At 72.9% G+C, this 19,802-nt stretch carries 20 protein-coding genes; 13 read left to right on the top strand and 7 right to left on the bottom strand.

Annotated features, from left to right (window positions below; translation table 11 throughout):
* Window positions 1-457: 457 nt before the first annotated feature.
* The 4 genes from AB0I21_RS07005 to AB0I21_RS06990 form a co-directional block, all read right to left on the bottom strand.
* Window positions 458-835: an STAS domain-containing protein gene (locus tag AB0I21_RS07005; protein WP_344501537.1), complete on the bottom strand. Its 378-nt coding sequence runs from the start codon at window positions 833-835 to the stop codon at window positions 458-460.
* A 213-nt stretch (window positions 836-1,048) separates the two neighbouring features.
* Window positions 1,049-1,621, bottom strand: a complete 573-nt coding sequence (locus AB0I21_RS07000; RefSeq protein WP_360559483.1) for an isochorismatase family protein — start codon at window positions 1,619-1,621, stop codon at window positions 1,049-1,051.
* A complete protein-coding gene (locus AB0I21_RS06995; protein ID WP_360559482.1) occupies window positions 1,618-2,922 on the bottom strand; it encodes a nicotinate phosphoribosyltransferase in 1,305 nt (434 codons plus the stop codon). The genes AB0I21_RS07000 and AB0I21_RS06995 overlap by 4 nt, the downstream gene beginning before the upstream one ends.
* Entirely contained in the window at window positions 2,919-5,543 is a 2,625-nt protein-coding gene (locus AB0I21_RS06990; protein ID WP_360559481.1) for a LuxR C-terminal-related transcriptional regulator, read from the bottom strand. Before AB0I21_RS06990 ends, AB0I21_RS06995 begins: the two co-directional genes overlap by 4 nt.
* 303 nt (window positions 5,544-5,846) lie before the next feature.
* Between AB0I21_RS06990 and AB0I21_RS06985 the strand changes: the two genes are divergently transcribed.
* From AB0I21_RS06985 to AB0I21_RS06960, 6 genes are all read left to right on the top strand, one after another.
* Window positions 5,847-7,187 (top strand): dynamin family protein, encoded by a 1,341-nt coding sequence (locus AB0I21_RS06985; protein ID WP_360559480.1) that lies wholly within the window; start codon window positions 5,847-5,849, stop codon window positions 7,185-7,187.
* 15 nt (window positions 7,188-7,202) lie between these two features.
* On the top strand, window positions 7,203-7,499 hold the full coding sequence (clpS, locus tag AB0I21_RS06980) for an ATP-dependent Clp protease adapter ClpS (protein ID WP_344501532.1): 297 nt from the start codon (window positions 7,203-7,205) through the stop codon (window positions 7,497-7,499).
* Between the two features lie 85 nt (window positions 7,500-7,584).
* Window positions 7,585-8,085: a DUF2017 domain-containing protein gene (locus AB0I21_RS06975; protein WP_344501531.1), complete on the top strand. Its 501-nt coding sequence runs from the start codon at window positions 7,585-7,587 to the stop codon at window positions 8,083-8,085.
* Between the two features lie 80 nt (window positions 8,086-8,165).
* Window positions 8,166-8,657, top strand: a complete 492-nt coding sequence (locus tag AB0I21_RS06970) for a M67 family metallopeptidase (protein WP_360559479.1) — start codon at window positions 8,166-8,168, stop codon at window positions 8,655-8,657.
* A gap of 66 nt (window positions 8,658-8,723) precedes the next feature.
* The gene (locus AB0I21_RS06965) at window positions 8,724-9,035 is read left to right on the top strand and encodes a MoaD family protein (RefSeq protein ID WP_344501529.1); all 312 of its coding nucleotides are present in this window, start codon (window positions 8,724-8,726) and stop codon (window positions 9,033-9,035) included.
* Window positions 9,036-9,040: 5 nt separating this feature from the next.
* Complete coding sequence (locus tag AB0I21_RS06960) at window positions 9,041-9,991, top strand: cysteine synthase (protein WP_344501528.1); 951 nt, start codon at window positions 9,041-9,043, stop codon at window positions 9,989-9,991.
* Between the two features lie 6 nt (window positions 9,992-9,997).
* Here the strand turns inward: AB0I21_RS06960 and AB0I21_RS06955 are convergent, their stop codons facing one another.
* Window positions 9,998-10,345: a hypothetical protein gene (locus AB0I21_RS06955; protein WP_344501527.1), complete on the bottom strand. Its 348-nt coding sequence runs from the start codon at window positions 10,343-10,345 to the stop codon at window positions 9,998-10,000.
* A gap of 315 nt (window positions 10,346-10,660) precedes the next feature.
* On the opposite strand from AB0I21_RS06955, the gene AB0I21_RS06950 reads away from it, so the two are divergent.
* The 6 genes from AB0I21_RS06950 to rdgB all read left to right on the top strand — a co-directional run bounded on the left by AB0I21_RS06950 (window position 10,661) and on the right by rdgB (window position 15,869).
* Window positions 10,661-11,413 carry an MBL fold metallo-hydrolase gene (locus AB0I21_RS06950; protein ID WP_360559478.1) on the top strand — a complete coding sequence of 251 codons (753 nt, stop codon included), beginning with the start codon at window positions 10,661-10,663 and terminating at the stop codon, window positions 11,411-11,413.
* A gap of 66 nt (window positions 11,414-11,479) precedes the next feature.
* The gene (locus tag AB0I21_RS06945) at window positions 11,480-12,619 is read left to right on the top strand and encodes a glycosyltransferase family 1 protein (RefSeq protein WP_360559477.1); all 1,140 of its coding nucleotides are present in this window, start codon (window positions 11,480-11,482) and stop codon (window positions 12,617-12,619) included.
* A complete protein-coding gene (locus AB0I21_RS06940) occupies window positions 12,616-13,722 on the top strand; it encodes a glycosyltransferase (protein WP_360559476.1) in 1,107 nt (368 codons plus the stop codon). Before AB0I21_RS06945 ends, AB0I21_RS06940 begins: the two co-directional genes overlap by 4 nt.
* Window positions 13,719-14,534, top strand: coding sequence for an SGNH/GDSL hydrolase family protein (locus AB0I21_RS06935; protein WP_360559475.1), 816 nt, complete (start codon window positions 13,719-13,721; stop codon window positions 14,532-14,534). The genes AB0I21_RS06940 and AB0I21_RS06935 overlap by 4 nt, the downstream gene beginning before the upstream one ends.
* A 13-nt stretch (window positions 14,535-14,547) precedes the next feature.
* Window positions 14,548-15,276 (top strand): ribonuclease PH, encoded by a 729-nt coding sequence (rph, locus tag AB0I21_RS06930; RefSeq protein WP_344501522.1) that lies wholly within the window; start codon window positions 14,548-14,550, stop codon window positions 15,274-15,276.
* Complete coding sequence (rdgB, locus tag AB0I21_RS06925) at window positions 15,273-15,869, top strand: RdgB/HAM1 family non-canonical purine NTP pyrophosphatase (protein WP_344501521.1); 597 nt, start codon at window positions 15,273-15,275, stop codon at window positions 15,867-15,869. Before rph ends, rdgB begins: the two co-directional genes overlap by 4 nt.
* 576 nt (window positions 15,870-16,445) lie before the next feature.
* Here the strand turns inward: rdgB and hutH are convergent.
* Window positions 16,446-17,966 carry a histidine ammonia-lyase gene (hutH, locus tag AB0I21_RS06920; RefSeq protein WP_360559474.1) on the bottom strand — a complete coding sequence of 507 codons (1,521 nt, stop codon included), beginning with the start codon at window positions 17,964-17,966 and terminating at the stop codon, window positions 16,446-16,448.
* Entirely contained in the window at window positions 17,963-19,132 is a 1,170-nt protein-coding gene (hutI, locus tag AB0I21_RS06915) for an imidazolonepropionase (RefSeq protein ID WP_360559473.1), read from the bottom strand. Before hutI ends, hutH begins: the two co-directional genes overlap by 4 nt.
* Before the next feature lie 102 nt (window positions 19,133-19,234).
* Here hutI and AB0I21_RS06910 point away from each other — a divergent pair, with 102 nt between their 5' ends.
* A complete protein-coding gene (locus tag AB0I21_RS06910) occupies window positions 19,235-19,741 on the top strand; it encodes a hypothetical protein (protein WP_360559472.1) in 507 nt (168 codons plus the stop codon).
* Window positions 19,742-19,802: the final 61 nt, after the last annotated feature.

Here is a 19,802-nt window from a genome sequence, read left to right as displayed (position 1 = left end):
GGCTCCAAGTCCGTGCCCGCTGCGCTGGCTCCTGCCCCGCACTGGCTCCCGCTCCGTTCCGCCCGTGCCGCTCGAGTGTGGGATGGCGGGACGGGGCCGCGTGGGGGTCGGCGCCGGGCGGGGCGGTTCGAGTCTTGGCGGGACTCAGGCAGCCGTCGAGGGCAGCCGTCGGAGCGTTCGGGGGTGCCGTGATCAGTGATCGAGGGGTGACCGGAGGTATCAGTCGATCATGGGTGGTGGGGGAGTCGTCCTACCAATACGTAGCGGGACGGTCGCCGTGGGTGGGTGACGGGGTGTAGCGAACGGTGAGCGGGGTGAGGCGCTGCGGGAAGGGGGCTGCGGAGCGCTCAGCAGGCCGCTGCGGGGCGTAAACCTGCGACCGCAGGGGCAGGGGAGGAGACAGCGCGGACCTTGGACGTGCGGGGTCCAAGGTCCGGGTCGCGTTGCCCTTGTGGTGTCAGGCGGGCTGGGTGACGCCGCGCTCGCGGGGCTGGGGAAGCCGGCCGGAGACAGTGCCCGGCGGGATCGGGACCCCGAGGATGTCGCTGACCCCGACCACCGCGAACAGCCGCGCGATGAACGGATTTGGTCGGCGAATGTGCAGCTTGACGCCCATGCTGTGGCAGATGCGCTTGGCGACCACGAGGGTGCCGATGCCGGTGGAGTCGAGGAACGTGACGCCGGCGAGGTCGATGACGAGCGTGTCGATGTTGCCGTCGAGCACTGAACTCACCGCTGTGCGAAGCTCCTGAGCGGTCTCATAGTCGATTTCGCCGCTCAAGGTCAGCAGTGCTTCGCGCTGATCCGAGGGGCGAGTTTCGATCGACAACTTCACGTGACCCTCCTGGTGCTGAGTCGTCCACCATGGACGACCCTTCGAGGTCCCGCAAGCGTAGCGAAGTCTTCCCCGTTTCGCCACGCTCCGTGTAGGTGGTCCTTACGTTGTGAGGTGAGAATTCTTCACGTCGGGTGCGGAACCGCTTGCCGGGATGACGGTACACGTCGGTTGTTACACGGCAAGTCCAGTCGTGTGCCATCCACCGGATGGTCAGCTTGCCGATACGACCGGTTCACCCACAAGGGTCACCCCAGCGGTGCGCAGCTCAGCAAGGGCGGCGTCCACCGTGGGCCGGGCGACGCCCGCGGTGAGGTCCAGCAGCACAGATGTAACAAAGCCTTCGCGCTGCGCATCGATGGCAGTCGCTCGCACGCAGTGGTCGGTGGCGATGCCGACCACGTCGACCTCGGAGACCGATCGGGCGCGGAGCCAGGACGCGAGGTCGACGCCGGACGATGCGCCCTGGAAGCCGGAGTACGCCGCCGAGTACTCGCCCTTGGTGAACACGGCCTCGACGCGGGACACGTCCAGTGACGGATGGAAGTCGACGCCGCCGGTGCCGACCACGCAGTGCACGGGCCAGGTCGACACGTAGTCCGGCGGGTCGCCGAAGTGTCCGGCGGGGCTGATGTGGTGGTCCTGGGTGGCCACCACGTGGTCCCAGGCGCCGCCGGCCACGGCGGCGGAGATCGCGGCCGCGACGCCGGCGCCGCCGCCGACGGCGAGCGAGCCGCCCTCGCAGAAGTCGTTCTGCACGTCAACGATGATCAAGGCGCGAGTCACAGGGAGCCCCCAAGCATCTGGACGGGAACCGCCGGGTCGCCGGCGGACAGCTTCAGCCCCTCCCAGGGGATCGAGATGAGGCACTGGCGCAGGTGCTCGCGGGAGGCGGCGAGGTCGGGCAGGTCGGGCACCAGCTCGCCGCCGCGGACGAAGGCCCGCTGCAGGAGCCGGTCGTTGGGTTCGGCGGTCGGCGTGCCCATCGACACGACGACCTCCTCGGTCGCGGTGCCGGTCGGCTTGTGCCGGCGGACGGCGGTCTTGCGGCCGCCGACCGTGCCCTTGTTCTCCGAGCGCTTGACCACCGGGCGGCCGTCGACCTCGACCAGCTTGTAGACCAGGCCGGCGGTCGGGGCGCCGGAGCCGACGACGACGGCCGTGCCCGCGCCGTACGCGTCGACGGGCTCGGCCGCGAGGGCCGCGATCGCATACTCGTCGAGGTCGCCGGAGACGATGATCTGGGTCTCGGTCGCGCCGAGGGAGTCCAGGAGCGCGCGGGAGTGCGCGGCGAGGACGGACAGGTCGCCGGAGTCGATGCGCACGGCCCGCAGGTCGGGGCCCGCGACCTCGATGGCGTTGCGGATGCCCTGGGCGATGTCGTACGTGTCGACGAGCAGCGTCGTCTGCTTGCCGAGCGTCGCGACCTGGGAGGCGAACGCGGCCTGCTCGGTGTCGTGCAGCAGCGTGAAGGCGTGCGCGGCGGTGCCGGTCGTCGGGATGCCGTAGCGCCGGCCGGCCTCGAGGTTGGAGGTGTACGCGAACCCGGCCAGGTAAGCGGCTCGCGCCGCGGCCACCGCGGCCTCCTCGTGCGTGCGCCGGGAGCCCATCTCGATCACGGAGCGGCCGCGGGCGGCGGTGACCATGCGGGCGGCGCCGGCCGCGATCGCGCTGTCGTGGTTGAGGACCGACAGGATCAGCGTCTCCAGCACGACGCACTCGGCGAACGTGCCGCTGACCGTGAGGATCGGCGAGCCGGGGAAGAACAGCTCGCCCTCGGCATAGCCGTCGATGTCGCCGGTGAACCGGTAGGCCGCCAGCCACTCGGCGGTGTCGGCGGAGACGATCCCGCGGGACAGCAGGAACTCGACGTCGGCGGGGTCGAAGCGGAAGTCCTGCACGTGGGCGAGCAGGCGCCCGATGCCGGCCACGACACCGTACCGCCGCCCGGTCGGGAGGCGGCGGGCGAACACCTCGAAGACGCAGCGGCGCGACGCGGTCCCGTCGCGCAGCGCCGCCGACAGCATCGTCAGCTCGTAGTGGTCGGTCAGCAGCGCGCTTGTCGTCACGCCACCAAGACTATTCATTCCTCGGGTGGCAGCGAGCGCAGGGCGGCGGCCAGTTCTGCGCGCCCCGTCACACCGAGCTTGGCGTAGACGCGCATGAGGTGGTTGTCGACGGTGCGGGAGGACAGGTACAGCTGGTCCGCGATCTCCTTCGACGGCACACCGGCGGCGGCGAGCCGGGCGATCTGCCGCTCACGGCCGGTGAGCATGGGCTGCGGCACGACCAGCGCCGGCGTGGCCGCGGCCGGGCAGAGGACCCGCAGCTCGGCGAGGCGCTGCGCGGCCCGTGGCGTCTGCGGCGACCGGATGCTCCGCAGCAGGGTGACCGCACCGGCGGCGGCCTCCGCGGCGTACAGGTTGAGCTCCTGGTCGGCGAACTCCTCGGCGACCGCGAGGAGGCTGCCGCCGTCCTCGCCGGCCATCGCCCGCACGTGCCAGGCCATCGAGGGGGCGATGCGGCCCTCGACGGTGTGCGACAGCGCGTCGAGCCGGTCGGTGACCTCGCGGGCGAAGCCGAGCCGGCCCAGGTGGTACAGCGCGGACATCTCGTGCGCGGCGAACCCGTCGCCGCGGGTGCGGGCCGCGAGCAGCCGAAGGACCTCGGCGGCGGTCGGCACGTCACCGGAGGCGACCGCGACCCACGCCCTGGCCTCCTCGAGCCACGGGTACAGCACCTCCATCGAGCGGTAGTGCGACGCCTCGGCGATCGCGAACGCCTCCGCGGCGCCGGCCGCGTCCCCGGTGAGGGCGGCGACGTGCGCCCGCTCGGCGTGGGCGAGCGCGACGAAGACCTTGCCGGTGGCCAGGGCCGCGCAGGCCTGCGACGCGGCCCGGGCCGCCTCGGTGAGCCGGCCGCGGAGGCGGGCCGCCTGGGCGCGGACGATCTGGAGGTAGCCGGAGCCCATGTTGAAGTTGCCGGCGTCGGCCATGCCGGCGAACTCGGCGGCGACGATCGCGTCGACGGCCTCCAGGTCGGCGGCGAGGATCATGGCGGTGCCGCGGGAGAGCTCGATGCCGAGCTGGAAGTACGGCAGCTCGACCCGCCACTGCGCCGCCTCGGCGTCGACCGCCGCGAGGGCCTTGACGGTCTGCACCGGTGTGCCGCGCATGGCCTGCAGCTGGGCCATGTTGCTGCGGGCGAGGGCCCGCGGGCCGGGGGCGCTGGCCGCGCTGTCGAGGACCTGGCGGGCGAGGGTGAGCGCCTGGGCGTTGTCGCCCCGGTGCAGCCGCATCGTCGACTCCACGGCCAGCACCAGGGAGCGTTCGCGCAGGTCGCTCAGCTCGTGCGCCTTGCGGTCGATGTCGTCGACGGTGTCCGGGTCGCCGAGACCCCACTGGGCGGTGATGTGCCGGATGGCGAGCCACCGGCTGCGCTGGGACTCCTCGACGGTCTGGTCCTGGTTGGCGTCGAGGATCGCGACGGCTTCCTCGGGCATGTTGACGAACATCAGGATCGTCGCGAGGGTCTCCGCGGCGTCGAACCCCCCGCCGGCCGCGAGGGCGGCCTTGCCCAGCCGCATCGCCAGGGCCATGTCATAGGTGGCGAACGCGAGCCGGCACGCCATGAGCAGCTGCTGCGGGTCGCGGGCGGTGTCGCTGTCCAGCCGCCAGACGGCGACGCGGAGCAGGTCGTCGCGGCGCCGGGCGCCGCTGTCCTCCACCAGGCCGGCCAGGTCGGCGAGCAGCCGGCGGACCCGGGTCACGGGGCAGCGGCGGCGCACGACCTCGCCGTACAGGGGATGCGCGAGGCGGACCGTGGTGCGGCGGTCCTCGACGACGACGCGGATCAGCTGCCGCTCCTCGGCGGTCTCCACGGTGTTCAGGTCGGTGGCGTTGACCAGCAGCGGCAGCCCGATCGGCTCGCCGAACGCGACCAGCTCCAGCACGGCCCGCTCCTGCGGGGTGAGCTTGCCGATGCGGGCGTCCACCACCTCGGTCAGCGTGGGGGCGAGGTCGACCTTGCCCGTCCAGCGCTGCATCCCGTAGCTCTCGATGATCTCGCCGCTGGCGTGCGCGGCGATGACCAGCTCGCGCAGCAGCAGTGCGTTGCCCTGCGACAGCTGCTGGAGCCGGTCGACGGAGGCAGAGTCGACCGGGCCGCCGAGCACCTGCTGGAGCAGGTCGGAGGTCTCCTGCAGGGTCAGCGGGGTCAGCTCGATCCGCTCGACCAGGTCGTCCTTCCACAGGGCGCTGATCGGGTCGTGCACGGGCTCGCCGGTGCGCACGGTGCCGATCACCGTCGCGTTCTCAGACCTGGCGACGTAGTACACGAGCGCGGCCGACAACGGGTCGAGCAGGTGGGCGTCGTCGATGGCGACGACGATCGGCCGGCCGGCCGCCTGCCGGTGCAGCGCGTCGACGGCCCAGCGGAGCAGGCCGGCCGGCGAGCCGCCCGAGGGCTGGTCCGGCGGCAGCACCTGGGCCAGGCCGCCCAGCGGTAGGCCCGCCGTCGCCGCATTGGCGGTCGCCGTCCAGACAGCGAGTCTGTCCTGGTCGAGGGCGGTGACACCCTCACGCAGCAATCGGCTCTTGCCGATGCCTGGCGGGCCGCCCAGAATTAATCCGCGACCGGTTGAGCCGGTGGCTGCCTCGGCGAGGCGGACCAGTTCAGCGTTTCGACCGACAAAGCTCCAGGGGGGCACCGTCGCAGCATATCGATAGGTCGATTACTGCGCGTACCCGCCGATGTTTGAACTTGAGTAGTGCGTTCGGTCTCAGTTGAGTAGCTCGAGTACTGCCTCCGTAAGTGGCTGTTCACGTAGCGTTCCGATGCTTACCGGCCGTGCACGAGGAGGTCGCACATGGGGTCTGGGGTCATGCAGGCGCCGCTGATCGATCTGACAGTCACGACGCCCGGGGGGCCAGGGTCCGCCATGCCGGTCCGCGGCAGCAGAAGTCACCGGCAGTCCGAGCCCCGTCAAGCGGCGGGCTCCGGCAGCTTCGCAGTGATCGCCGGCTCGCCCCGCAGCGGCAAGACCGCCCTGCTCAATGCCTTGATCCGGCGCGCCGAGCCGGCTCCGGCGGGCGATGCCTGGCTGGTCTTCCGGCACGGCGACAAGGCCGAGACTCGCGTGTTCGTCCCGGGTCACCGCGAGGCGCGTGCAGCCCTGGCCCCCGGCCAGCGCGACCCGCGGCCCGGCCCGACGCGGCCCGCCCGCCGCATCGAGATCAACCACTCCTCGAGCCTGCTCAAGCGCGTCGCGCTGGTCGACACGCCCGGCAGCGGGGGCCTGGACGCCGCCAATGCCGAGATCGTGCTCGACGCCGCCGAGCGGGGCCTCGGGCTGCTGTTCGTCGTCGACGCCGCGGCCCCGCTCACCCGCGCCGACCTGGACCTGCTCGCCGCCGCCGCGGATCGGGCCGGCCGGATCGCGTTCGTGCTCACCCGCATCGACCAGCACGACGCCTGGCCCGAGATGCTGGTCGCCAACCGGGCGCTGCTCGCCTCCCGCGGCCAGCGCCTGGCGTCCGCGCCCTGGTTCCCGGTGTCGCTGGACCCGGAGGCCGTCTTCGGCGTCGCCGAGCTGCGCCACGAGCTGGAGACCTGGGGCGAGGTGCGGCCCGCGCCGGTCGGGGTCGCCGCCGCGACCGTCTCCCGCGCCGGCGACGAGTGGCAGGAGCTGCTCGACCGCGAGATCGCCAACCGGCGGGTCGCCGCCGTGCAGCGCGTCTCCATCGACCTGGCGACCATCCACGTGCGGTGCGTGCAGGAGCTGGGCTCCGGCAAGGGCTGCCCGGAGCTGCCGTACGTGCTCGACCGCGAGCTGCACGCGCTGTCCGTGCGCACCACCCGCCAGCTGCGCGACGACACGCGCGAGGTGATCGCCGCGGTCTTCACCGAGCTGCTGGACACCGCGCCCGACGAGGTCGTCCTGGCCAGGATCGCCGCCGCGGCCCGCCGGGCGGTCGACTCCCTGCGCGACGACGGGCGCGACCGCGACCACGCGCTGCTGCTCACCGCCACCTCGGCGGTGGCCTCGATGGCCGGCGCGGCCGCGGTGGACAACCTCTGCGCCGTCGGCGGCGGCGAGCCGGCCGGCCAGGTGCTGCCGTCGCTGGGCGTCGCGCTCAACGCCAGCTGCTACGCGCTGTGGCAGCCGAAGAGCGCGCCGGGCGGGCCGCCGAAGCACGCGGACAAGAAGGACTGCCGGCGCTGGCTGCAGCACGCGCTGCGCGAGATCGAGGTCGAGATGGGTCACGAGCTGGGCGAGCGCTACACGGCACTGCGTCAGGCACTGGCCGCCATCGGTGGGGATGCGGTCGACCATGGCGTGCTGCTCGCTTGATGGCACCATGTTGGTATGGCGGCGCCGCAGGTCGTACCGATCGAAGAGACCCGTCTCGAGGCTGATGAGGTGCCCGAGACCGACCGTCCGTGGGTGACCGTGGTCTGGAACGATCCGGTCAACCTCATGAGCTACGTGACATGGGTCCTGCAGAAACTGTTCGGATTCAGCCGGGAGAAGGCCGAGCGCCTGATGCTCGACGTGCACCAAAAGGGCAAGGCGATCGTGTCCAGCGGGCCACGCGAGAAGATGGAGTACGACGCTTCCAGGCTGCAGGCCTACGGGCTGTGGGCGACGGTGGACAAGTCGTGACAGGTCCGGAGCGCAGCGCTGGAGCCGGGCACCGGGGGCACAGCGTCGGGTCGGGCCGCCGCCGGAGCACAGCGGAGGTGGCGGCATGACGATGTTCGTTCGCAACGGGACCGTGTGCATCGCCCGGTTCGGCCCTGCCGAGGCCGCGGTGCTCAACGAGGTCATGCTCGAGGTCATCACGCTGCTGTCGGAGGGGTTCGACCGCGCCGACCCGGTGATCGCGCGGCTCTTCCCCGACATGTACCGCGACGACGCCGCCGCCTCGGAGGAGCTGCGCCGCTACCTGGAGGACGACCTCCGCTCGGCGAAGCTGGAGCAGGCGGCGCTGCTGCTGGACGTGCTGCCGGTGGAGGGCGGCGAGGTCGCACTCGACGAGGAGCAGGCCGAGGCGTGGCTGCGCGCGCTGACCGACGTCCGCCTGACGCTGGGCTCCCGGCTCGGGATCGACGACGATGACGTCGACGTCGAGGCGGAGCTCGACGAGGCGATCCTGAAGGACCCCACCTCCACGAGGGTCGGGCAGCTGTCGGTGTACCAGTACCTGACCTACCTCCAGGAGAGCCTCGTCGGCGCGCTGATGGCGTAGCGGCCCGGGCGGAGCGCGGCGCTGGTGGCGTGAGCGCGGTCACGGGCGAGTTGCCTTCAGGTTTCGGTAGGCTGTGGGGCGTGCTGACCATCGACGCCGCGATCCTCGACGCGATCGTTGCGCACGCCCGCCGGGACCACCCCGACGAGGCGTGCGGGATCGTCGCGGGTCCGGCCGGCTCGGACACTCCGGCCCGGCACGTGCCGATGGAGAATGCCGCCCGCTCCATGACGTTCTACGAGTTCGACTCGAAGGAGCAGCTGCGGCTGTGGCGCGAGATGGACGACGCGGACGAGGAGCCGGTGGTCGTCTACCACTCGCACACCGCCACCGAGGCCTACCCGTCGCGGACGGACGTGTCGTTCGCGGGTGAGCCGAATGCGCACTATCTGCTGGTTTCGACCCGCGACCCGGAGCAGACCGAGATCAGGTCGTTCCGCATCGTGGACGGAGCCGTCACCGAAGAGCCGGTTCAGGTAGTTAATGCAGTCGTGGACTCACACGCCGTCCAGTCATATCTCTTCGGGCAGAGCCCGACGACCGTCGACTACGAGTGTCGCGCAGGCAGCTGATCGCCGCCTGTCGTCGCACCATGTCCAGTCGTCCAGTTCACCGCTCGTACACAAGAGGAAATGATCATGGCTATCGAGGTTCGCATCCCGACCATCCTGCGCAGCTACACCGGCGGTGCCAAGACCGTCGAGGGCGCCGGTGACACCATCGCCGACCTGCTCGCCGACCTGGACAGCCGGCACTCGGGCATCAAGGCCCGCCTGCTGACCCCGGAGGGCGGCCTGCACCGCTTCGTCAACGTCTATGTCAACGACGAGGACGTCCGCTTCCTGGGCGCGCTCGACGCGAAGCTCAACGACGGCGACTCGGTGACGATCCTGCCCGCCGTGGCGGGTGGCGCGTTCGCGTTCGCGGCCGCCCACGCCCTGCGGGGCTGATCTCCGTGGCGCGCTACGAGTCGGTGCTCGAGGCGTGCGGAAACACGCCGCTCATCGGGTTGCCCAGGCTGTCGCCGAGCCCGGAGGTCCGCCTCTGGGCCAAGCTCGAGGACCGCAACCCGACGGGCAGCGTGAAGGACCGGGTCGCATTGTGGATGGTGAAGGCGGCCGAGGAAGCGGGCCGCCTCCGCCCCGGTGACACGATCATCGAGCCGACCAGCGGCAACACCGGCATCGCCCTGGCGATGGTGGCGAAGCTGCGCGGCTACCGCCTGGTCTGCGTCATGCCCGAGAATGTCTCGTCCGAGCGCACCGCACTGCTGCGGATGTACGGCGCGGAGATCATCTTCTCCGAGGCCGCCGGCGGGTCCAACCGGGCCGTCGCGGTCGCGAAGGAGATCGCCGCGGAGCATCCCGACTGGGTGATGCTCTACCAGTACGGCAACGAGGCCAATGCCCGGGCGCACTACGAGACGACCGGTCCGGAGATCCTCCGGGACATGCCGACCATCACGCACTTCGTGGCCGGTCTCGGCACCACGGGCACGCTGATGGGCATCGGGCGCTACCTTCGCGAGAAGGTCGAGGACATCGAGATCATCGCCGCCGAGCCCCGCTACGGCGAACTGGTCTACGGGCTGCGCAACCTCGACGAGGGCTACGTCCCGGAGCTGTACGACGCGACCGTCCTCACCAGGCGCTTCTCCGTCGGCACCCGCGACTCGGTGCTGCGGACCCGCCAGCTCGTCGAGGTCGAGGGCATGTTCGTGGGCTTCTCCGCCGGCGCGGTGCTGCACGCCGCCCTCGCGGTCGCCCACCAGGCGCTCAAGGCCGGCAAGCGGGCCGACGTGGTGTTCCTGGTCGCCGACGGCGGCTGGAAGTACCTGTCGACCGGCGCGTATGGCGGCACCCTGGCCGACGCCGAGTCGGCCCTCGACGGCCAGCTGTGGGCTTAGAGCGGCCTAGAGGCCCGTCACGATCCACCCGAGCAGCAGGCTCACCGAAGCGGCGCCGAGCAGAGCGAACGGCAGGCGCCGCTGGTGCACGCTGGCGAACGCGGCGATCGTGCACGCCAGGCCGACCAGCCCGATGACGATGACCGTCGGCGCGTACCAGCCCCGGGACGCGCTGACGAGTCCCACGAACGCCCGCAGCGCCACCGCCATGCCGCCGAGGCCGAGCAGCGCCGCCCAGCCGCAGACGGCGGCGAGGTGGCGCGGCTCCGGCGCCGGGTCGCGGTCCGTCGGCAGCCGGAAGGCGTCGGGAAGCTGCTGCCGCAGCCGCTTGGTCCTGGACACCTCGACGGTCACGTCCACTCCTGTTGCCCGGGGTCGTTTGGTGGCTTACGAATCCCAACGAGCCCGGGCGCCCGGCGTCACGCGACCCTGTCACGTTGGCGACATCTGCCGTCCGATCGTTCAGCCTTGCCTGCCAGTCCGGCGTAGGCTGCGCCACGTGACGGACTTGCCCATCGGCAGCAACCGGCCGGGCAACCCCCGCCGGTGCAGTCCGTCCGCGCCCGGTTGCTGTGCCGGTGCCGTCATCCGGCACCCCGGGTTGACGAACTATCCTCACCTGACCGGCGTGATCCACAGTGGCGCGCCCGCGTTGTTCTTAGGGGAAGCATGAGGCTCACCGTTCTCGGCTGCGCCGGCAGCTTCCCGGGACCCGAGGCGCCCTGCTCGGCGTATCTCGTCGAGGCGGACGGGTTCCGGCTGCTGGTGGACTTCGGCCCCGGGTCGATGTCGACGCTGCAACGGTTCTCCGGCCTCTACAACGTCGACGCCATCCTGCTCACGCACCTGCACTGCGACCACATGCTCGACGCGTGCTCCTACATAGTGGCCAGGCGCTACGCACCGTCCGGCCCGCTGCCGCCGCTGCCCGTCTACGCGCCGGTCGCCGCGCCCGAGCGCATCTCCGCCGCGTACGGCGGGGAGAACGAGCCGATGGCGATCAGCGACGTCTACACGTTCTACTCGCTGCAGCCGGGCAGCTTCCCGATCGGCCCGCTCCACGTCACCGTCGACCGGGTCAACCACCCGATAGAGACCTACGGCGTGCGCATCGAGCACGGGGGCCGGGTCATCACGTACTCCGCCGACACCGCCGCCTGCGACCAGCTGATCCGCCTCGCCCAGGGCGCGGACCTGTTCCTGTGCGAGGCGAGCTACCTCGACGGCGCCGACAACCCGCCGGACCTGCACCTCACCGGGCGCGAGGCGGCCGAGCACGCCACCAAGGCCGAGGTCGGCCGGCTGCTGCTGACGCACCTGGTGCCGGCGTGGGGGAGCGAGGCGCTGACCCTGGAGGCGGCGAAGGCCGCGTTCGACGGGCCGATCGACATCGTCCGGCCCGGCGCGAGGTACGACATTTAGGCAGCGTTCGCCGTTTGGTCAGTCGATGGTGGCCGCATGCACGGTCGCCGACCCCATGGTGACGGCATGCGGATCGCGATCGTCACCGAATCGTTCCCGCCCGATGTGAACGGCGTCGCCCACTCCGTCGTACGGGTCGCCGAACACCTCGTCGCGCGAGGCCACGAGCCCCTCGTGATCGCCCCTCAGCCCTCCTCCGGGGCGCGGTCGGTCACCGGCGCCTTCCCGTACGAGATCATCCGGGTCCCCTCGGTCGCCACCCCCGGCTACGGGACCTTCCGGCTCGGCCTGCCCAGCCGTCGGCTCGCCGCCGCGCTGCGGGCCCACCGCACCGACCTGGTCCACCTGGCCAGCCCGTTCGTGCTCGGCGCCCGCGGCATGACGGTCGCCGCGTCGCTCGGCCTGCCGACCGTCGCCGTGTACCAGACGGACGTCCCCGCCTACGCCCGCCTGTACTACCACTCCGGCCTCGGCGAGCAGGCCGCGTGGCGGTGGCTGCGCCGCATCCACAACGCCGCCGACCGGACCCTCGCACCGTCCACCGCCGCCGCCACGGCCCTGCACAGCCACGGCATCGAGCGGGTCTGGCTGTGGCGCCGCGGCGTCGACGCCGCCCGCTTCGACCCCGGCCGCCGCAGCGCCGCCCTCCGCCGGGCCCTGCTGGGCACCGACCGGTCCGTGCTCGTCGGCTACGTCGGCCGGCTCGCCGTGGAGAAGCGCGTCGACCTGCTCGCGCCGCTGAGCCGCATCCCCGGCGTCCGCGTCGTGGTCGTCGGCGACGGCCCGGCCCGCGCCGCCCTGGAGCGCGCCATGCCCGGCGCCGCCTTCCTCGGCGAGCGCCGCGGCGACCAGCTCGCCCGGCTCTACGCCAGCCTCGACGTGTTCGCCCACACCGGGCCCTTCGAGACGTTCGGCCAGACGGTCCAGGAAGCCCTCGCATCGGGTGTACCGGTGGTCGCCCCCGCCCAGGGCGGCCCGCTCGACCTCGTGGACGACGGCCGCACCGGGCTGCTCGTGCCGCCCTGCGACGCGCTGGCGTTGCGCGACGCGGTCACCGACCTGGTCGCCGACCCCGAGCGCCGGCAGGCGATGGGCCTCGCCGCCCGCGTCGCGGTCGCGGCCCGCAGCTGGTCGGCGGTCGGCGACGAGCTGATCCGGCACTACACCTCCGTCGCCCCGGTGACCGTGCCGGCGGTGTCCGCGTGAGGATCGTCCGCCTGGCGAACTTCGTCATGCCCCGGTCCGGCGGTCTCCGCACCGCCCTGCGCGCCCTCGGCGAGGGCTACGTCGCCGCGGGCCACGAGTCGATCCTCATCGTGCCCGGCGAGGAACACTCCGACGTGTCCGACGCGCAGGGCCGGGTGATCACGCTGCCCGGCCCGGTCGTGCCCGGCACCGGCGGCTACCGGGTGCTCATCCACCGGCGCCGCCTCGCCAAGCTCCTCGACCGCCTCCAGCCCGACCGGCTGGAGGTCTCCGACCGGTTCACGCTGCGCTGGACCGGCCGCTGGGCCCGCGACCGGGGCATCCCCGCCGTCATGGTGTCGCACGAGAGCCTCGCCGGGCTGCTCAGCTTCGCCGGGCCGGTCGGGGCGGCCTGCGCTGACCTGCTCAACGCCCGCAGCCACCGCGCCTACGACCAGATCCTGTGCACCACCGCCTGGGCCGCGGCCGAGTTCGACCGGATCGGCGCCGGCAACCTCGTCCGCGTCCCGCTCGGCGTCGACCTCGGCCTGTTCCACCCCTCGCGGGCGTCGCCGGCGCTGCGCGCGCAGTTCGCGGCCCCCGGCCAGGTGCTGCTGGTGCATTGCGGCCGGCTCTCGACGGAGAAGCGCCCCGAACGCTCCGTCGAGGCCCTCATCGCCCTTCGCGCCCAGGGCTTCGACGCGGTCCTGGTCGTCGCCGGCGACGGGCCGCTGCGCCCCCGGCTGCAGGAGCTGGCCCAGGGGCACGCGGTGCACTTCATGCAGTTCGTCGCCGACCGCACCGCCGTCGCCTCGCTCCTCGCCACCGCCGACGTGGTCCTCGCCCCCGGCCCGATCGAGACGTTCGGCCTCGCCGCGCTGGAGGCCCTCGCCTGCGGGACGCCCGTCGTCGTGTCCTCGGCATCGGCCCTGCCCGAAGTCATCGGCGGTGCCGGAGCGGCCGTCCTGTCGGATTTCGCGGCCGGTGTACTGGAGGTGCTGGCCCGACCCGCGGACGAGCGCCGGCGGGCCGCCCGGGACCGCGCCGAGCGGTACTCCTGGCCGGCGGCCGTCGCCGGGTTCCTCGCCGTGCACGACGTCCCCGTCTCGGCGGGTGTGCCGTGACCGTCTTCGTCGCGCTCGGCGACTCCACCACCGTCGGATTCGGGGACCGGATGCCCGACGGCTCCTGGCGCGGCTGGGCGCCGATCCTCGCCGCCGCGCTCGGCGCCCGGCTGCACAACATCGCCCGCAGCGGCGCTCAGAGCGCCGACGTCGTCACCGAACAGCTGCCCCGCGCCCTCGAGCTGCGCCCCGACGTCGCCGCCGTCCTCGTCGGCACCAACGACACGCTGCGCAGCCCGTTCGACGCCTCCCGGGTCGCCCGCAACCTGGAGCGCACCGTCGCCGCCCTCCGCGCGACCGGCGCCGAGGTCCTCACCATCCGGCTGCCGGACCCGGGCCGCATGTTCGGGCTGCCCAGCCCCCTGGCCCGCCCGCTCGCCCGGCGGATGCGCGACCTGAACGCCGCCGCGGACCTCGTCGCCGCCCGGCACGCCACCGTGCACTTCGACGCCGCGGGCAACGCCGACTCGTACGACCGCCGCATGTGGAGCGTCGACCGCCTCCACCCGAGCGAACGGGGGCACCGCTTCCTCGCCTGCTCGTTCTTCGACCTGCTCGCGGCCCGCCTCGGCGGCGGCATCGGCACCCGCCCCGACCCGGCGCCGAGCAGCCCGCCGCCGACCCGCACCGCGCAGGCGTGGTGGATGGCGACCCAGGGCACCCGCTGGATGATCCGCCGCTCGACGGACCTGCTGCCGGGCCTGTTCGGCCTGGCCGTCACGGAGCTGTTGCGCCGCGACGCCGGCAACCTGTCCGCCGACCTCGCGCCCGAGCTCCCCCCGGGCCTGTCGCTGCCCGACCGGGTGGTTTGACTAGGCTGGACGCATGGCTCGTCCGGATGCTCGCGCAGCAGATCAACTTCGGCCCGTATCGATCACCCGCCAGTGGAGCATGCACCCGGAAGGGTCGGTGCTCATCGAGTTCGGCAACACCCGGGTGCTGTGCACGGCCAGCGTCACCGAAGGGGTGCCCCGCTGGCGGAAGGGTTCCGGGCTGGGCTGGCTCACCGCCGAGTACGCGATGCTGCCCCGCGCCACCACGACCCGCAACGACCGCGAGAGCGTCAAGGGCAAGATCGGCGGCCGTACCCACGAGATCTCCCGCCTCATCGGCCGCAGCCTCCGCGCCTGCATCGACCTCAAGGCCCTCGGCGAGAACTCGATCGTCCTGGACTGCGACGTCCTGCAGGCCGACGGCGGCACCCGCACCGCCGCCATCACCGGGGCCTACGTCGCCCTCGCCGACGCCGTCGCCTACCTGGCCGCCAACAAGAAGCTCGCCGGTAAGCCCGCGCAGGTCCTGCACCGCTCCGTCGCCGCCGTCAGCGTCGGCATCATCGCCGGCGAGCCGCGCCTCGACCTCTGCTACGAGGAGGACGTCATCGCCGACGTCGACATGAACGTCGTCTGCACCGGCGCCGGCGACTTCGTCGAGGTCCAGGGCACCGGCGAGCAGGCCGTGTTCTCGCGCGCCGAGCTCGACCTCCTCGTCGACCTGGGCGCCCTCGGCTGTGCCGAGCTCACCACCCTCCAGCAGAAGGCGATCGCCGGATGAAGCTGCTGCTCGCGACCCGCAACCAGAAGAAGCTCGTCGAGCTGCGCCGCGTCCTTGCCGAGGCCGCGCCGCACGTCTCGCTGGTCGGCCTCGACGACGTGCCCCCGTATCCGGAGTCCCCGGAGACCGGCCTCACCTTCGAGGAGAACGCCCTGCTCAAGGCCCGCGAGGCGGCCACCATCACCGGCCTGCCCAGCGTCGGCGACGACTCCGGCCTGGCCGTCGACGCCCTCAACGGCATGCCCGGCGTCTTCAGCGCCCGCTGGTCGGGCCTGCCCAGCGGCACCCCCGACCGCGACGGCGCCAACCTCCGCCTCGTCCTGGCCCAGGTCGCCGACGTCCCCGACGAGCACCTGGGCGGCGCCTTCGTCTGCGCCGCCGCCCTCGTCTGGCCCGACGGCCGCGAGCAGGTCTTCCGCGGCGAGATGCCCGGCCACCTGATCAGGTCCCCCCGCGGCGACGGCGGCTTCGGCTACGACCCGATCTTCGTCGCCGCCGGCTACGAGCTGACCACCGCCGAGCTTCCCCCCGCCGAGAAGGACGCCATCAGCCACCGCGGCAAGGCCTTCCGCGCCCTGGCCGCCACCCTCTGACCCACCCGCGTGAGCGGCAGGAACCCCCGGATGCTCCGGCACCCCAGCGGTTCCTGCCGCTCAACCTGAGGCGGGGTCTGTCGCGCGCAGCCCACGGCGGACCGTCCTGGCGGCTTCGCCACCCGGCCGCCACCCCTCAGGTCGGTGCCCTCTGACCGCCGATATGGCGGTTTCGCGGCGCGGCCGCCGCTGCTCGGGTCGGCGCGCTCTGACCGCCGACCTGGCGGTTTCGCGGCTTGGTCGCCACCCCTCAGATCGGTGCCCTCTGATCGCCGACATGGTGGTTTCGCGGCGCGGCCGCCGCTGCTCGGGTCGGCGCGCTCTGATCGCTGGCACGGTGGTTTCGCGGCTTGGCCGCCGCTCTCGGGTCGGCGCGCTCTACCGATCGCGACATGGCGGTTCCGCGGCCTGGTTTCGCACAGCCCTCGCCGTTCCGGCCGCACGCCTTCCTCATGCGTCGGAAGGTCCTGCCGCGCGCTCATCGGTCGGAGCGGACACATCGCATCACGTGCCGCCCCGACCCGTGTCTGAGCGCGCCGCAGGCAGCGCCGGCGACGGCCGGAAGGTGCTCACACGTCAGGCCAGGGTGCCGACCTCCTGCTCGATGGCGGCGCGCAGGGCGGGCCCCGAGATGGTCGCCCGCACCGCCTCCAGGACCGGGGCGAGGAACACGTCAGGACCCGGCCCGCCGGCGTGCTCCTCGACCGCGGCCATCGCGATCCTGCCCGCCACCGACGGGGTGAGCGGAGCGCGCAGTTGCAGCCCCCGTACCGCGGACAGCAGCTCGACCGCGAGGATGCTGCACAGGTTGTCCAGGACGGTGCGGAGCTTGCGGGTCGCGGCCCAGCCCATCGAGACGTGGTCCTCCTGCATGCCCGACGTGGGCAGGGAGTCGACGCTCGCCGGGGACGCGAGGCGCCGGTTCTCCGCGACGATGCCCGCCGCCGTGTATTGCGCGATCATCAGCCCCGAGTTGACCCCGGCGTCGGGCGTGAGGAACGGCGGCAGGTCACGCGACCGGCAGACGTCGAGCATGCGGTCGACGCGGCGTTCGGCGATCGCGCCCACCTCGGCGGCGGCGATCGCGAGGAAGTCGGCGGCGAACCCGAGCGGCGCCCCGTGGAAGTTGCCCGTCGACTCGACCCGGCCGTCGGTGAGGACGACGGGGTTGTCGACGATCGAGCGCAGCTCGCGGGCGGCGACCGTCGTCGCGAACTCGAGCGTGTCGCGGGCGGCGCCGGCGACCTGGGGCGCGCACCGCATCGAGTACGCGTCCTGCACGGCGTGCTCATGGTCGTCGCGGTGCGAGTCCATGATCGGCGAGTCCTGCAGCAGGCGGTGCAGGTTGGCGGCGGAGGCGGCTTGCCCGGGGTGCGGGCGGATCGTGTGCAGCTCGGGCATGAACGGCCGGTCCGACCCCAGCATCGCCTCGATCGACAGCGCGGCGGTGACGTCGGCCATCGTGAACAGGTGGGCCGCGTCGGCGATCGCCATCAACAACATGCCGAGCATGCCGTCGGTGCCGTTGATCAGCGCCAGGCCCTCCTTCGACGACAGGGCGATCGGGCTGACCCCCGCGTCGGTGGCGCTGATCCTGGCGCCGTCCTTGGCGAGCACCCAGCCCTCGCCGATGAGCACGAGCGCGCAGTGCGCCAGGGGCGCGAGGTCCCCGGACGCGCCCAGCGAGCCGTGCTCCGGCACCCATGGCGTGATGTCCGCGTTCAGCAGGTCGACCAGGGCGGACGCGACCTCCGGCCGTACACCGGAGCGCCCCATGGCAAGGGATCTGATGCGCAGCAGCATCATCGCCCGCACCACCTCCCGCGGCATGGGCGCGCCGATGCCGGCGGCGTGGGAGCGGATCAGGGCGTGCTGCAGCTCGGCGCGGCGCTCCGGCGCGATGAACGTGTTGGCGAGCGCGCCGAAGCCGGTCGAGACGCCGTACACCGGCCGGCCGTCACGCTCGATGGCGTCGACGATCGACCGGCTGGTGCGCATCGCGTCGAGCGCGTCCTGCGCGAGGGTCACCCGCGCGTTGCCCCGGGCGACCGCGATGAGGTCGGCGGGGGTGATGCCTGAAGCGGTGACGGTGATCAAACCAGCTCCCCATTGAGCATGACGGTGGATACGAGGGGCACACCCGGCCGGTACGCCAGGTGCAGGAACGACGGTGCGTCGAGGATCGCGAGGTCGCCGCGCGCGCCGACCCGCAGCTGCCCGATGTCGTCGCGGCGCAGTGCGGCGGCGCCGCCGGCGGTGGCCGCGAGGAGCGCTTCGGCCGGCGTCATCGCCATCTCCCGCACGGCCAGCGCCACGCAGAACGGCATCGACGTCGTGTACGACGAGCCCGGATTGCAGTCCGTGGCGAGCGCGACCGTCGCGCCGGCGTCGAGCAGCGCCCGCGCCGGCGGGTACGGCGACCGGGTCGAGAACTCCGCCCCCGGCAGCAGCGTCGCCACCGTCGCGGACCCGGCGAGCGCGTCGATGTCGGCGGGCGTGAGGTGTGTGCAGTGGTCGGCGGACGCCGCCCCGAGCTCGACGGCCAGCCGCACCCCCGGCCCGGCGGTCAGCTGGTTGGCGTGGATCCTGGTGCCGAGCCCCGCGGCGGCGCCGACGGTCAGGATCGCGCGGGAATGGTCGGCGTCGAACGCCCCCCGCTCGCAGAACACGTCGACCCACCGCGCCCCGGCGCCCCTGGCAGCGCTCAGCATCGGACCACACACGAGGCTCACGTAGTCGTCGGTCCGTCCCGCGTACTCGGCCGGCACCACATGCGCCCCCAGGAACGTCGTCTCGGCGCTGAACTCCCGCGCGATCCGCAACGACCGCGCCTCGTCGGCGACCGTCAACCCGTACCCAGACTTGATCTCCATCGTGGTGGTGCCCTGCCGCAGCGCCTCCTGCCGCAGCCGCGCCACGTTGGTCCGCAGCTGCTCGTCGCCGGCCGCCCTGGTCGCCCCGACCGTCGTGCGGATGCCGCCGCCCGTGTACGGCTCACCCGCCATCCTTGCGGCGAACTCCCCGGCCCGGTCACCGGCGAACACCAGGTGCGCGTGGCTGTCGACGAACCCGGGCACGACCGCACCCCCGCCCGCGTCCACCCGCCCGTCAGCCGGCGGCGCGTCGGCCGCCCGGCCGATCCACGCCACCTTGCGATCGTCGACCACGAGCGCCGCCTGCCGCCTGATCCCGAGCGGACCCTCACCCTGCCCCGGCACACACGTGACCAGCTCACCGATGTTGGTGACGAGCATCGACCTCATCCCCGCCCCCCGATCCCCACGTCGCCGACACCCCGCACGGTCCGACGACCATCGCCCAGCCCACCGGCAGCGAGCGTCGCTCTCCCACCTGTCCTGACCGGCGTGGTGGTTCGGGTTGGGTTGAGGCTGGTGGTGGGTGTCGCTCTGGCCGCTGCCCTGACCGGTGTGGTGGTTCGGGTTGTGTTGAGGCTGGTGGTGGGCGTCGCCTTGACCGCTGCCCCGACCGGCGTGGCGGCTCGGGCTGCACTGAAACCGGCGGTGAGCGTCGCTCTGGCCGCTGCCCTGACCGGCGTGGCGGCTCGGGCTGCGTTGAAGCCGGTGGCGGGCGTCGCCCTCGTCGCCGGCGACCGCCGCCGTCGACCTACGCGGGTCGCGGTTCCCCGCCCGGGGCGGTCAGACGCCGGCCACCCGCCGGTCGAAGCGGCTGCCGGCGCGCCGGCCAGTGCTGCGCCGACACCGGACGCGGCGGGGCGGGCGCCGTCACAGGCGAGGACGCGGCCGTCGACGGCGGCACGGCGGCCGGCGGTGACGGCGAAGATCACGGCAGAAGGTTCGCTGCTGTTGGTGGCGACGGTGGCGGGTGCGGATTTCATTGCTGGCCGCCGATGAGTGGTGTGGAGGGCGGCGGCGCCGATGTCGGGCACGATGACGCGGCTGGCGACGGCGATGT

Source organism: Dactylosporangium sp. NPDC050588, from assembly GCF_040654975.1.
Lineage (GTDB): Bacteria > Actinomycetota > Actinomycetes > Mycobacteriales > Micromonosporaceae > Dactylosporangium > Dactylosporangium maewongense.
This window is presented reverse-complemented; position numbering and strand designations above follow the sequence as displayed.